General features: G+C 61.5%; 11 protein-coding genes. 7 read left to right on the top strand and 4 right to left on the bottom strand.

Features of this window, described 5'->3' with window-relative positions:
* The first annotated feature begins 97 nt into the window (after positions 1-97).
* On the top strand, positions 98-589 hold the full coding sequence (locus tag I7X09_RS26725; protein WP_020968339.1) for an inorganic diphosphatase: 492 nt from the start codon (positions 98-100) through the stop codon (positions 587-589).
* 88 nt (positions 590-677) lie between these two features.
* Here the strand turns inward: I7X09_RS26725 and I7X09_RS26720 are convergent, their stop codons facing one another.
* From I7X09_RS26720 to I7X09_RS26710, 3 genes are all read right to left on the bottom strand, one after another.
* On the bottom strand, positions 678-1,508 hold the full coding sequence (locus I7X09_RS26720; RefSeq protein WP_200314504.1) for a crotonase/enoyl-CoA hydratase family protein: 831 nt from the start codon (positions 1,506-1,508) through the stop codon (positions 678-680).
* 46 nt (positions 1,509-1,554) lie between these two features.
* Complete coding sequence (locus I7X09_RS26715; RefSeq protein WP_124568973.1) at positions 1,555-1,761, bottom strand: hypothetical protein; 207 nt, start codon at positions 1,759-1,761, stop codon at positions 1,555-1,557.
* A gap of 133 nt (positions 1,762-1,894) precedes the next feature.
* A complete protein-coding gene (locus I7X09_RS26710; RefSeq protein WP_234036724.1) occupies positions 1,895-3,424 on the bottom strand; it encodes an LCP family protein in 1,530 nt (509 codons plus the stop codon).
* 122 nt (positions 3,425-3,546) lie between these two features.
* Between I7X09_RS26710 and I7X09_RS26705 the strand changes: the two genes are divergently transcribed.
* From I7X09_RS26705 to I7X09_RS26685, 5 genes are all read left to right on the top strand, one after another.
* Complete coding sequence (locus I7X09_RS26705) at positions 3,547-4,365, top strand: polysaccharide deacetylase family protein (protein ID WP_200314502.1); 819 nt, start codon at positions 3,547-3,549, stop codon at positions 4,363-4,365.
* A gap of 4 nt (positions 4,366-4,369) precedes the next feature.
* Entirely contained in the window at positions 4,370-6,349 is a 1,980-nt protein-coding gene (locus I7X09_RS26700; protein WP_200314500.1) for an amino acid permease, read from the top strand.
* A gap of 271 nt (positions 6,350-6,620) precedes the next feature.
* The gene (locus tag I7X09_RS26695) at positions 6,621-6,983 is read left to right on the top strand and encodes an ASCH domain-containing protein (protein ID WP_124568977.1); all 363 of its coding nucleotides are present in this window, start codon (positions 6,621-6,623) and stop codon (positions 6,981-6,983) included.
* Between the two features lie 579 nt (positions 6,984-7,562).
* Positions 7,563-8,111: an AAA family ATPase gene (locus I7X09_RS26690; RefSeq protein ID WP_020968333.1), complete on the top strand. Its 549-nt coding sequence runs from the start codon at positions 7,563-7,565 to the stop codon at positions 8,109-8,111.
* Positions 8,112-8,745: 634 nt separating this feature from the next.
* Entirely contained in the window at positions 8,746-9,567 is an 822-nt protein-coding gene (locus I7X09_RS26685) for an HAD-IIB family hydrolase (protein WP_020968332.1), read from the top strand.
* Positions 9,568-10,007: 440 nt separating this feature from the next.
* On the opposite strand, the gene I7X09_RS26680 is transcribed toward I7X09_RS26685, so the two are convergent.
* Entirely contained in the window at positions 10,008-10,577 is a 570-nt protein-coding gene (locus I7X09_RS26680) for a GNAT family N-acetyltransferase (RefSeq protein ID WP_172436578.1), read from the bottom strand.
* 1,194 nt (positions 10,578-11,771) lie between these two features.
* Between I7X09_RS26680 and I7X09_RS26675 the strand changes: the two genes are divergently transcribed.
* Positions 11,772-12,998 carry an MFS transporter gene (locus tag I7X09_RS26675; RefSeq protein ID WP_200314498.1) on the top strand — a complete coding sequence of 409 codons (1,227 nt, stop codon included), beginning with the start codon at positions 11,772-11,774 and terminating at the stop codon, positions 12,996-12,998.
* Positions 12,999-13,008: the final 10 nt, after the last annotated feature.

Raw genomic sequence — 13,008 nt, 5'->3', positions numbered from 1 at the left:
TCCGTCTGTGCTCTGCCTACTGGGTGGTCAGGCAACCTTATCCTTGACCCGATATCCTTCCGACGAATCATTACCGACACGACAGCGAGGAATCGGCGTGGAGTTCGACGTCACCATCGAGATCCCCAAGGGTCAGCGCAACAAGTACGAGGTCGACCACGTAACCGGTCGCGTCAAACTCGATCGCTACCTCTACACAGCTTTCGGCTACCCGGCCGACTACGGCTTCATCGAAAACACCCTGGGTGAGGACGGCGATCCGCTCGACGCCATGGTCCTGCTCCCCGAGTCGGTCTTCCCCGGCGTCATCGTCGAGGCTCGCGCAGTCGCGATGTTCAAGATGGTCGACGAGGCCGGCGGAGACGACAAGGTCCTCTGCGTTCCGGCCGGCGACCCCCGCTGGGATCACATCCAGGATCTGGGTGACATCTCACAGTTCGAGCTCGACGCGATCAAGCACTTCTTCGTCCACTACAAGGACCTCGAGCCGAACAAGCACGTCGAGGCAGCCAACTGGGTCGGCCGCGCCGAGGCAGAGGCCGAGATCGAGGCTTCGATCAAGCGTCTCGCTGCCGACGGCGGTCACTGAGCTCGAGTTCTCAGGCCTTGCAGAAATCCCCGCACATCGGAAGATGTGCGGGGATTTTTTGTGCTGTTTTTACTCGCCCTTGCAGTTCCTACTCACCCTGGAAGACCGGCGGGCGCTTCTGGAAGACGGCGGTGATGGCCTCGGTCAGATCCTGCGAAGGCAGGAACGCCGCGTTCCAGGCCGCGACGTAGCGAAGGCTGTCGTTCACGCCCGCGCTGCGGGTGTGATCGAGCACGTCCTTGATGCCGTGGACCACGAGCGGCGGGTTGAGAGCAATCTCCTTGGCGGTCGCGCGCGCCGCGGCCAGTACTGCGTCGGCGTCTTCGAACACGTCGTTGACGAGACCGATCTTCTCCGCGCGCGCTGCGTCGATGTCCTTGCCGGTCAGAGCCAATTCACGCAGGTGTCCGTCGCCGATGATCGCGGGCAGACGCGCGAGGCTGCCCATGTCCGCGACGATCGCGACCTTGACCTCGCGGATGCTGAACTTGGCGTCGGCACTCGCGTAGCGGATGTCTGCTGCCGTGATGAGGTCGACGCCGCCGCCGATGCACCAGCCCTGCACAGCTGCGACGACGGGCTTGCGGCAGTCTGCGACGGCATTGATGCCCGACTGCATGCGCTTGATCATGGCGTGGAACTTGGTGCGCGGGCCTGCCTGAGCCTTGTCCGCGAGGACGGCACCGAATTCACCGCTCATCGCCGGCAGGTCCAGGCCGAACGAGAAGTGCTTGCCGGAACCGGCGATGACGATTGCACGCACCTCGGGATCGGCGTCGAGGTCGGCGAAGATTTCGGGGAGTTCACTCCAGAAATCCGGCCCCATCGCGTTGCCCTTGCTCGGCCCGATCAGCGTCACCTGGGCGATGTTGTCTTCGCGCTCGACGGTGAACGCATTCCAGCTCTTCTGTTCAGTCATTACTCAAGAGTAACTAAAGGTCGGGCTCAGCCGAAGACCGCTGCCTTCATCCGAAAATTCCTGCCTCGTCGAGTACCAGTACGACGAGGGTGACGGCCATCAGGGCGAACATGATGAGCATCGCCATCCTGGCCGCCCGCTCACTCGTGGGCGGGAAAACGCGCTGCGCCGGATGCTCGGCCACGTACTCGGACAAGGACATGGTCCTGGCACGTGAGCGTGTCGGATTCTGTACCGCTGCTGTTGTAGCCATGTCGGTGATCCTTTCAACTACGCAATCTCAGTCAGGTACCCCAAAGGTGAAGTACCCGACCGAGTTCGACTTCTCCAATGTAGACCCGCAGACCGAAGAAGTCAGCGTGAGTTTCGTGCGAATTACCTGAGAGTTAGTCCACACAGGGGATGCCGCCATTCGCGTCGGCTCGGATGGGTGATCCCTGCGCTCCCGTGTCGGGAACGGTCCCGGCCGATACCGACGGACCGGGTTGCACCGGAGCAGTCGAGAACACGGTCTGCGCATTGTCCTCGCCGATCAGTACAGACACTGATTCGGCCGCTGCCTGCTCGTTCGACACCGCGACCACACCCAACTGCTCGGCCAGCGCCTCTGCGACGGCTTTGGCGCCGACCCCATAGCTGACCACCGACTTTGCCGTCGGAGGTGCGGTGCTCACCTCGCCGACTTCGACTCCCGACGCTTTCATCTCCGACGCCAACGCGGCACCCAACCCGTCCGTCGCGGTTCCGTTGCGGATGTCCACAACTTCGTTCCCGGTCGAGATCGCGGTGTCCATCGCAGGTGCAGACGCAGAGTCGCCTCCCGCGAAGATCCTCGACACTTCACTACGCAGACGCGCCGGATCGACCGTGTTGACGTCCTGGCCGTCGACGGTCTCGTATCCCTCGATCGGAAGGGTGTAGAAGTCGATGTTCCCACCCGCGAGAGCGCTTGCCTGAGAAGCGAATCGGACGGGATCCATGGCGGAATCGATCACCACGTCCTTCTTCACCACGTCGGCGAGTGCCGTCATCTTCGGAATGTTGCCGATGACGCCGGAGCCCTTCAGGTTGGCAATCACCGCACTGATGAATGCCTGCTGCCGATGGGTGCGATCCAAGTCCCCGTTGTCGAGACCGTGGCGTTGACGGACAAACGAAAGTGCCTGTGACGCATCGAGAGTCTGGATCCCGGCCGGGAAGTTGGCACCCGAGAAGTCGTCCTGCACCGGATTGTTGAGGCACACCTGAACGGGGCCGATAGCCGAGACGACGTCGTAGAAGCCCATCAGGTTCACTTCGGCAAAGTGATCGATCGGAACCTTGAGCAGATTTTGCACGGTGGTCAATGTCGAGCGCCTTCCGACTTCCCGTGCTTGCTGTTCTCGCGCAGCAGGATCCGTCACACCGTCCGCTACGAGTTTGGCGTCCGCGTCAGCCTTCGCCATTCCGTAGGCTTCCTTGATCTTGGCCATTCCGTAGCCGGGCACCGCGACGTAATCGTCGCGTGGGATCGCCACCGCACTGGCCTTGCCGCCGTCGCCCGGAACATGGAGCAGGATAAGCGTGTTCGTGTTGTACCCACCCACGTCGCTGTCCCCCGCATGCAACTTGTCGGTGACGAACTCTGCCGGCAGATCGCTGCCGTCCATCGCTTTACGACTGTCGAGCCCGATCAACAAGATGTTGGTATCCCCGCCTGGTGAACTGCCGGCGTCGTCACCGAGAGCGGAGAGCGCGTCCGATCGATACAGCCCCGACGTGAGATCCGACTGCACGTACCACCCGATTCCGACGCCCACCAGAATCGTCGTCGACAAGGAGGCGGCCGCCAGCTTGCGCCCCACCGAGAGCGTCGACCGCTGCGGTTGACGCCTACGCCTGTGCCTGCTTGCCGAGTGTCGAGGTCGCGGTTCCACGGCCGACACGCTATCCACCGTTCCTGAGTAGAACCTGTCGATACCGGACACAGCTGGTCATTCGCTGAAAGAACGCTGAGAATGAAGTCCGAATTGGGCAAATCTGCTCTAGGCTCCGCCCTGTGGACCGCCGACGCTTCCTCAGTGCCCTCGCAGCAGCAACCCTGACCGGAACCGCCGCGGTGACCATGGGAACCGCTTGTTCGTCACGTTCGGTCGGGACGGCGGTCGCCGCAGCCGACGAACCAGCGGACCCCGCGCCTGTCCCCGATCTGCCGCCCGCCTTGTTGCCGCCTCCACCGCCGTCTGCCCGGGTGCCGCTGCCCGGTGGCGGTTCGTTGACCGCCCTGCCAGGTGGCGGAGATCTGCTCGCCCTGACGGTTGACGACGGGGCCAGCTCCGAAGTCGTGCGCCTCTACACACAGTTCGCAAAAGACACCGGTATCCGTTTGACGTACTTCGTCAACGGGCAATACAACTCGTGGACCGAAAACGCCGGACTTCTGAGACCGCTGGTCGAGAGCGGACAAATTCAGCTCGGCAATCACACCTACTCGCACCCGGATCTGACGTCCGTGTCGAAGCAGCAGATCGCCGACGAGCTGACGAAGAACGGAACGTTCCTGCGCAACACCTACGGTGTGGACGCGGCGCCGTACTTTCGACCGCCGTACGGAAGGCACAACGCGACAGTCGATTCCGTGGCCGCAAGCGTCGGCTACACCGTGCCCACCCTCTGGTTCGGGTCACTGTCGGATTCTTCGTTGATCACCGAGGAGTACATCCTCCAAATGGCGAACCAGTACTTCAATCCGCGGGCCATAGTGATCGGACACCTCAACTATCTGCCCGTGACCCACGTGTATCCGCAACTGGTGGACATCATCCGGAGCCGGAACCTGCGGACAGTCACACTCAACGATGTGTATCTGAAGCCGTGACGCCGTGGTGACCGCAGCCGACAACGAGGTCCCGGCTGAAAACCCGGTTCCGTCTGTGAAACAACGCACCGAGGCCTGGCTGCTCGCGGACATCACCGAGGAACCCGCCGGACATCTGGGGCCACACCGGATGGCGCCGAAGAAGGAGAAGCGCCACCCGTGGTGGAAGGTGATGTGCCTGACCGGTGTCGATTACTTCTCCACTCTCGGCTACCAACCCGGTATCGCGGCGCTGGCGGCCGGCACGTTGGCTCCCGTCGCGACAGTCGTATTGATCCTGCTGACGCTGTTCGGTGCGCTCCCGGTCTACCGGCGAGTGGCCCGCGAGAGTCCGCACGGCGAGGGTTCGATCGCCATGCTCGAGAAGCTGCTCCCCAAGTGGCGCGGCAAGATCTTCGTTCTCGTGCTTCTCGGCTTCGCGGCCACCGATTTCCTCATCACCATGACGCTCTCGGCTGCCGACGCCACGGCGCACCTCGTCGAGAATCCTTTTGCACCAACCTTTCTCTCCGGTCACACCGTCGCCGTCACCCTGGTTTTGCTTGCGCTCCTCGCTGCGGTATTCCTCCGCGGCTTCACCGAAGCCATCGGTATCGCGGTCGGATTGGTCGCCGTCTACCTCGCCTTGAACGTGGTGGTCATCTCCGTGGGTTTGTGGCACATCGCGACTGCGCCGTCGTTGGTCACCGACTGGACGCGCGCCATGACCACCGAGCACGGAAACCCGGCGATGATGATCCTGATAGCGCTGATCGTCTTCCCGAAGTTGGCGCTCGGCCTGTCCGGCTTCGAAACCGGCGTCGCGGTCATGCCGCAGATCAAGGGCGAGCCGCACGACACCGAACAGAATCCACGCGGCCGCATCAAAGGCGCACGGCGCCTGCTCACCACGGCGGCGCTGATCATGAGTGGATTCCTGCTGACGTCGAGCCTGGTCACCACCATCCTGATCCCGGAGAACGAGTTCCAGCCCGGAGGCGCTGCCAACGGTCGCGCGCTTGCCTTCCTCGCGCACGACTATCTGGGTGAGATCTTCGGAACTGTCTACGATCTCAGCACGATCCTGATCCTCTGGTTTGCCGGTGCGTCGGCAATGGCAGGGTTGCTCAATCTCGTTCCGAGGTATCTGCCCCGCTACGGCATGGCGCCGTCGTGGGCCCGCGCCGTGCGTCCGCTGGTCCTCGTGTTCAGCGTCATCGCCATCACTGTCACGATCTACTTCGACGCCGGTGTCGACGCTCAGAGTTCCGCGTACGCAACCGGTGTCCTTGTGCTCATCTCGTCGGCGACCGTCGCCGTTGCACTGTCTGCTCGCAAGCACGGACAGCGAAAACTGTTCGTAGGGTTCAGTTTTGTCGCGGTTCTGTTCGTCTACACGACCATCGCGAACATCTTCGAACGCCCGGACGGTGTGAAAGTGGCGTCGTTCTTCATCGCCGCGATCATGGTGGTGTCCTTTCTTTCCCGGATCTCGCGAGCCTTCGAGCTACGGGCAACCTCCGTCGAATTCGACGAGACGGCGCTGCAATTCATCGCCGAGGCAGCCGAGAAGGGTTACCTCGCGATGGTGGCGCACGACGTCGATCGTCTCGACGAGGACGAGTATCGGCAGAAGGAATCGCAGCAGCGCGCCGAAAGCAACATCCCGGAGGCGGAGTCGATCATCTTCATCGAAGTCAACGTCACGGACTCCTCCGAATTCAGCACCGACCTCCTCGTCCACGGACGACAGCGCGGCGAGCACCGGATTCTCTGGGTCGACAGCCCTGCCGTCCCCAACACCATTGCGGCGGTTCTCCTGCGGACGAGGGACATCACCGGCGTGATTCCCGACGTCTACTTCGAGTGGACGGAGGGAAATCCGATCATGTACCTACTCCGATTCCTCTTCATCGGTGAGGGTGAGACGGCTCCGGTGACCCGTGAGGTTCTACGGCGCGCCGAACCCGATCAGTCCCGACGGCCCCACGTCCACGTCGGTTGACACGGCACTCCCCTTGACCGCTCACGCGGGTACAGATGCGGAGTTGATCGCACGGCCAGCATTGTTGATTGCTTCGGGCACAACCGACCTCGGCCACGAGGTTCGAGCATCCTGCGAGAACGCATCCGGTGAACATCTGCAGCCTCGGAAGTCGGCGAATATCAGTGACAAGCAGTTGGGAGCAGGACGGGCTTACCGGGCGGGGAGTGGTTGAACGCGATTCTTCGTTCGATCTATGGTCCGGAGCAGACGCTTAGTGGACAATGCGAACATGACGACCGGCGCGCCTGCTCAAACCGTGCACTTTGATCAGAAGCATTACACGGCAGTGGTTTCTGGCGCGAAAGTTTCCACCGTCCGCTGGCGCGAAGACATACACGAAGGGCCGGCAATTTTCATCTTCGATAATCACCCGACCGCCCGCCCCCTTGCAGGACAGGTCACCGCTGTAGAAACGTACGATCTCGCTCATCTGTCGCCGCTAGCAGCTCGCCAGCCACCCGGCACCGACATGACGAATTTCGCAAGACAACTCCGGGTCAACTACTACCCCGAGATGCCTGAAGACGCTGTTGTTCAGGTGGTCGTCATAGCCACTGGTCACCACGGGGATTCGTCACTGCCCACGACGTAGTGCGACCGAACTCAGCCGTCGAAAACGTCTGTTGCACTTCCGTGTGCGTCGAGGTCTGCGCTGCCGGCGCCGATCAGGAAGTTTGCGGCCAATTCTGGCTGGGTTGATCCGTCCAGGCGCGCTGGCACTCGTCCGGGGTCAGCGTTGTCGTGGATCCTCTGCGACAGGGCCGCCTTCGTTTTCCCACCGATCCAGTGCGCGTTTTTCCTGCTTGGCGGCGGTGTCCTTGCGTGATCCGAGTGATCTTACGGACTTGAGTAGTTCTGTGAGTCGGCCCATGACCGGACCATACTCGACTTTCCGGCGAAGCTGACCCGGGGTTGGATGTATCTCCATCGGAGATGCCATAGGGGACTTCGACGCCGCCATCGACGGCGTCGACAACCACGAAACTCTCCGCCCAGCCGTGCATTGCACTACCCGCACGAGAACGCACGATCCGCGTGCATTGCGACCAAACCGCGAGCACGACGGCGGCGAAGCTACGCACGACGTCGCTGCGTCGTTCGGTGAGAATACTGGACCTACGCCGGGAAAATCGGGTGCTTCAGCCGTCGAGATAGGGATAGGTTGTGGTGCGTGAGCGCACAAGTGATCATTCTGACCGGCCCACCAGGGGCAGGGAAGTCGACCCTCGCCGCGAAACTTGCCCGCGGTTACAGCAAAGGCGTTCATCTGCACACGGACGACTTCTGGCACTGCATTGTTTCGGGCGCGATACCTCCGTACGATCCCACCTCCGATGCGCAGAACCAGACTGTCATGGATGTGGTCGCTGGCGCCGCCTATACCTATGCGCGCGGCGACTTCACCACGGTGATCGACGGAATCATCGGGCCGTGGATGCTCCCTCACTTCCGAACTCACGCGACGCAGCAGCCGAACTTGGCGGTCCACTACATCGTGCTCCGGCCGCAGCGCGACATCACGCTGAAGCGAGCTCAAGCCCGAACCGCACCAAGCGCCTTGATCGACGAGGGGCCAATCCTCTCGATGTGGGATCAGTTCTCCGACCTCGGCGAGCTCGACGATCATGTACTGGACACGTCGGGCGACGAGGTAGAACAGAGTGCCCAACGAGTGGCAGCCGCCATTCGCGACGACCGTTTCCGACTCTTTGCACAGTAGCGGCTCAATCCGCCGGAAACCTTTTTTGCAGGCCATCTCGTGGGCCATACGAGGCATACCAGCCAGGGACCCTTCAACCGGAGTGGAAAGCCCTCTTTGGTTCGCCGACTGCGGTCTCGGATTTCGCTGTCAGTCTCAGAATCGGCCGTGAACTGTTGAGACCAAGGCTGTTTCTGAGGCACCGGAGGATGAGACATGTTCCCTTATGCGACTGAGAAATGAGAGCAGATCACCAAGCCAACCCTCGTCCGCCGACAGAAAACAGTTCCGGAGCGAAATCGATTTCAACAGTTGTCGAATCGACAGCGTGTCCGAGAAACCCGCCTCACCTTGTGGGGAGTTCACTAACCAGGTCTGACATTTCTGATTCGGGCATTTAATGGCCGCGGGCGGCCTCGCGTGATCCGGTGACCGCAGCTCAGGAACCACCGTCCCTCCTCGGTGGTGTCGAATCCTTCTGTGAGGGAGCGGAATGCGATGCCGCGCCCGCCGAGTGTGTGGACGGTGCCGATGACGTGGCGGACACTGGTTCTGTTTGGGCGACGAATACCGATTCGAGTATGTTGCACCCGAACCGACCTACACACGGTCTACCGATGAATTTTGTCGAGTTGACACTATCGAAGGATGACCCTTGGTTTTCGAATCCGGCCACCCGATGATGATTGCCCTCGACATTGACGGCACCCTGCACGTCGCGGAGGACACGAATCCACTCGCGCACGAAACGATCAGCATCGCAGTGAGATCGGCTGTGCGGGCCGCTGTTCGATCCGGAGCCCACGTCGTGCTGTGCACCGGCAGACTCGCCCCCGCCACACGACCGTTCCTACTCGAGCTCGACATCATGACAGGGTTCGCGATCTGTTCCAACGGGGCCGTGCTGATCGATGCCGCAACCGGGAAAATCGCGGAGCAAGTGGTCTTCGATTTACGCACTCCCATCGCGGTACTACGCGAACAACTGCCCGGCGCGATCTTCGTAGCCGAGAACCCGGGCATCGGGGTCAGAGCAACCGGCCGTGTCGACGACGCGGATATGCACCACGGCGAGGTCGAGCTGGTCGATGTCGACGAACTTGCAACCACGCCGACCACTCGACTTGCGATCCACTGGCCTGGACGCAGTGGGCAGGAGCTGACCGAAATCTTGTCTGCTCTCGACCTCCCCGGCATTCGAAGCCTGTGCTACGGAGACGAACCACTGGCCGACTTGACCGCAGCCGGCGTAAGCAAGGCTGCGATGCTGGAAAGGCTGCGCATCGACCTCGGCGTCGCCGCAACACGGACCCTAGCCGTCGGTGACGGCATCAACGACCTGGAAATGCTGGACTGGGCAGCTCACGGCGTGGCCATGGGTCACGCACCCGCTTCCGTGCTTGCCGCAGCCGACCAGATCTGCCCACCAGGCACCGAGGACGGTCTTGCCACCGCATTGTCGGCATGGTTCCGATAGACGAAAACGCGAAATTGCCTCGCGTATTTTTCACTGTGAGGACCGATGCGGGCAGTAGGAAACTCGAACCCAGTGGCCGACTGCGTCGAACCCGGGCCCGATTTGGATCAACACGCCGACACGAACCGCAAGTTCCCCACGTCCTCTGCATCGATTTCAGCCGGGTGATTGCTGCCATCGCCGAAAATACGAGACAAAATTCGGGCATGGTGAGATTCTGAGACAAACGCCTGGGGGGGTTCGCGGCGTTGATACCAATGTGGACTGCATCTTTGCGCATTTTCTGAAGTATTGGGCTGATGGTGTTCGTCGTACTGCATGGAAGATTGCTGGTGCCTGTGCAGGCCGAAGGCTTGCTGTCGAAGGTCGAATCTGACAGCAGGGTCTCCGGTGTCCCAGGGATTGTCTCGTTCGGGTGAGTTGGTCATAGCTGGGGCTATTCAGGCGATTCTGGCGTGCAGGTGCACGTCGTGCCATCCGTCTGCGTGCAGCATGTACCTCCGCAACGTGCCTTCCTGCTGGAAGTGAGCGTGGTGGGCGACTGCGCAGGAGGCTTGATTATGTACCGAGTGTGTCAACCACAACCGCTGAAAATTTGCGGTGGCGAAAGCCCACGCGCTCACTGTCTCGACCGCTTGGGCGGCAAGGCCTGAGCCTCGCATTGCCGGCCGAAGCCAGTACGAGATCTGTGCGCTCGACGATGGTGAATGCACGGTTCGTAGTGAGACAGATCCGGCGACGTCCCCTCGGTCGGTGGTGATGGCCCAGCCTGCGTCGCTGTCGGCCGACCATTGTGTCCGCCATGATCGGATCCAACTTCGGGCTTCGTCGATGTCGTTCATAGCGCGCATGTTCCACCGCTGGATGTCAGGGTCGGAGTACGCATCGACTACGGAACTGGCGTCGCTGTCGACCCACGGTCGCAGGAGAATCTTGGGACCCGACAAGACGGGTTGGTTGCGGCAGCTCAACATATTCGGCGAGGAATCGGGACCGACGAGAGCGGGCATGAATAGCATCCTTTCACGCCAGCGGAGTTTGGTGGTTCTCCTGTTGCGACAAGGTGTTGACCCCGAAGATGCAGGTAAGAGCGGTTTGCCGGTGACCTCGTTGACCACTCGAGACCGCGTTCCCCCTACAGGTGTTGTGCCGGAGACTCTTTCGCCACGCTCCGCCAGCGTTCACGCCTGGGTTTATCCGCAATCTTCATCCAACGCGCAAAATCACGGCTCTCCGTGGGAGTCGCTCTCCCCTCCCACGTCGACTGCTGCGAGAAAACTCCACCACCGCAACAAGTCATGCCCGTACGATCGGATCGTCGCCGACCACGACGACCGATCACACGCTTAAAGTTCCTCGAAAAATAGGGTCTCTGTGCCGATTACCTCGCCTGACGCATCGAGCAACCGATACGGCTCTGCTTCGGAACCGGCCGAAATCAGCCGCCCCACGTCGGGAACGACGAGCCTTGCAAAATCCTCCCGGTGCGTCTCGCTGCACATACTGAGGAAAGCATCAGCACGACCCCGACCTGCAATGATTCGATCCGCTAGTTCAGTCAATATGCCAGCGCGCCCCCGTTGGTGGATGCCCAAGTGGGGCGAGCATCGGCGGCACTGGCTTTCCGGTGGCGGCACTCGCGCCTTCTACTGTGCGCGGGTTTGTACTGGATTCGGCCGGTTTTCGGAAGTTGAGACAATACCGAGTTGAGCGAGAGCGCAGAACCGGATGAGACTGCAGCGTGGAGCCCGGTCCCGGACGAGGGCCAGGCAGGCGGTGATGTTGGAGGGCGGTCAGTGGGCGTACCGATACACCAAGGGTGCTAAGCCGGTTCTGATGAAGGTGCCGGAGCGTCCTGCCCGGTGTAGGAGTACAGCAGTGAGGCCCAGACCGAATACGTTGCGGGCCTTCTTGGTTGGTCCGCCCACTGTGTATTCATCTTGTTCGCGAGCCATTCCGCGTCCGACTGGACCATCGGTCCTCGCAGGCAGCAGCGGCCGCCGTTGCCTTGGACGTAATGGGTGAAGCACTCGTTCTCGTACCCGCCGTGTTCTCCGGCGCGGGGTATCACGACAAAGCTTGTGAAAGAAGCTGTTTCGATCATGGTGATGCCTTCCCTCGAATATCGAGCGTGCTCGACTACAGTCCCCTTCATGAGACGGACCTGCGGAGTCGGACATGTGGCGGCATCGTGAGTAGAAGCGATGAGTGAGGTTTCTCCGGCCGTCAATCGTTCATCATTTCGCCGCTTCCTCACGGCCGCGGTGATCAGTTCGGCGGGCTCGTCGGTGACAGCTGTGGCGATGCCCATTTTGGTAGTGCAGCTTCTGGACGCGACGCCCTTCGAAGTCGGTATGGTGAACGCGGCTCAGTTGATTCCTTATGCGGTGCTCGGGTTGTTCGTGGGGGTTTACGTCGATCGGTGGCGACGAAAGCCAATCCTAGTGTGGGCCAGCGTCGGTCGAGCGGTAGCACTCGGCACTGTTCCGCTTCTGTGGCTCGCCGGCCTTCTGCACATCTGGGTCCTGGTCATCGTGTTGCTGTTGTTCGGCTCCTTCTCGGTGTTCGGCTTCGCTGCGATGCAGTCCTTGTTACCCCGACTGGTTCCACGCAGCCAACTGGTGAAAGCAAACGCTCGACTCGACCAAGCCGACGCAGCAGCAACGACATTGGGGCCAACGGTCGGAGGCGCACTCGTAGGCCTGCTCGGCGCTCCCGTGGTGATTGCCGTCGACGCAATCAGCTATTTCGCTGATGCCGCACTCAATTCCGGTCTCGACGTAGACGAGCCGCGACCCGCTTCTCGCTCCCGCAACCTGATGAACGAAATGCGTGAGGGTCTGAGATTCACCTACCGCCACCGCACTCTCAACCCGCTCGCAATATCGACACACGTGTGGTTCCTCGCCAACGGAGCCGCGTTGACTGTGCTGTCTCTCTTCGCCCTCCGCTCACTCGGGTTCAGCGCCTACACATACGGCCTGCTTCTGACGACGTTCGGTGTCGCAAGCCTCCTCGGAGCGTCCAGTGCACATGCGATCGGCACGCGCATCGGACCAGGACGAACGGTCATCCTCGCCCGCTCGCTGTATCCCCTCACCTGGCTTCTCGTTACCTTCGCGACCGACACACTTGTTGGCCATCTCCTGCTTTTCGCAGCTCTTGGCCTGCAGGGCTTGGCGGCAGGCGCGGAGAACGCGAACGAGATGGGCTATTGGCAAGCGCTCACTCCGGATGAGCTTCTCGGGCGCGTGAATGCCGCCCGGCGTTCCGTCAACCGCACCATGGCCGCCCTCGGTGCCGTGACAGCAGGCCTGTTGGTCGGCGCGATCGGCGAAGGCCCCACCCTGATCGGCGTCACCATCGTGTTCGCCATCGCGGCAGGCACATTGGCGTCCTCGCCGCTGCGACACTCGGCGCGGGATCTCTGACCTCAGCGTT

The organism is Rhodococcus sp. P-2 (genome assembly GCF_016598535.1).
In the GTDB taxonomy this organism is placed as follows: domain Bacteria; phylum Actinomycetota; class Actinomycetes; order Mycobacteriales; family Mycobacteriaceae; genus Rhodococcus_F; species Rhodococcus_F baikonurensis.
Note: the sequence above shows the minus strand (reverse complement) of the source record. Positions and strands in the feature narration are given on the sequence as shown.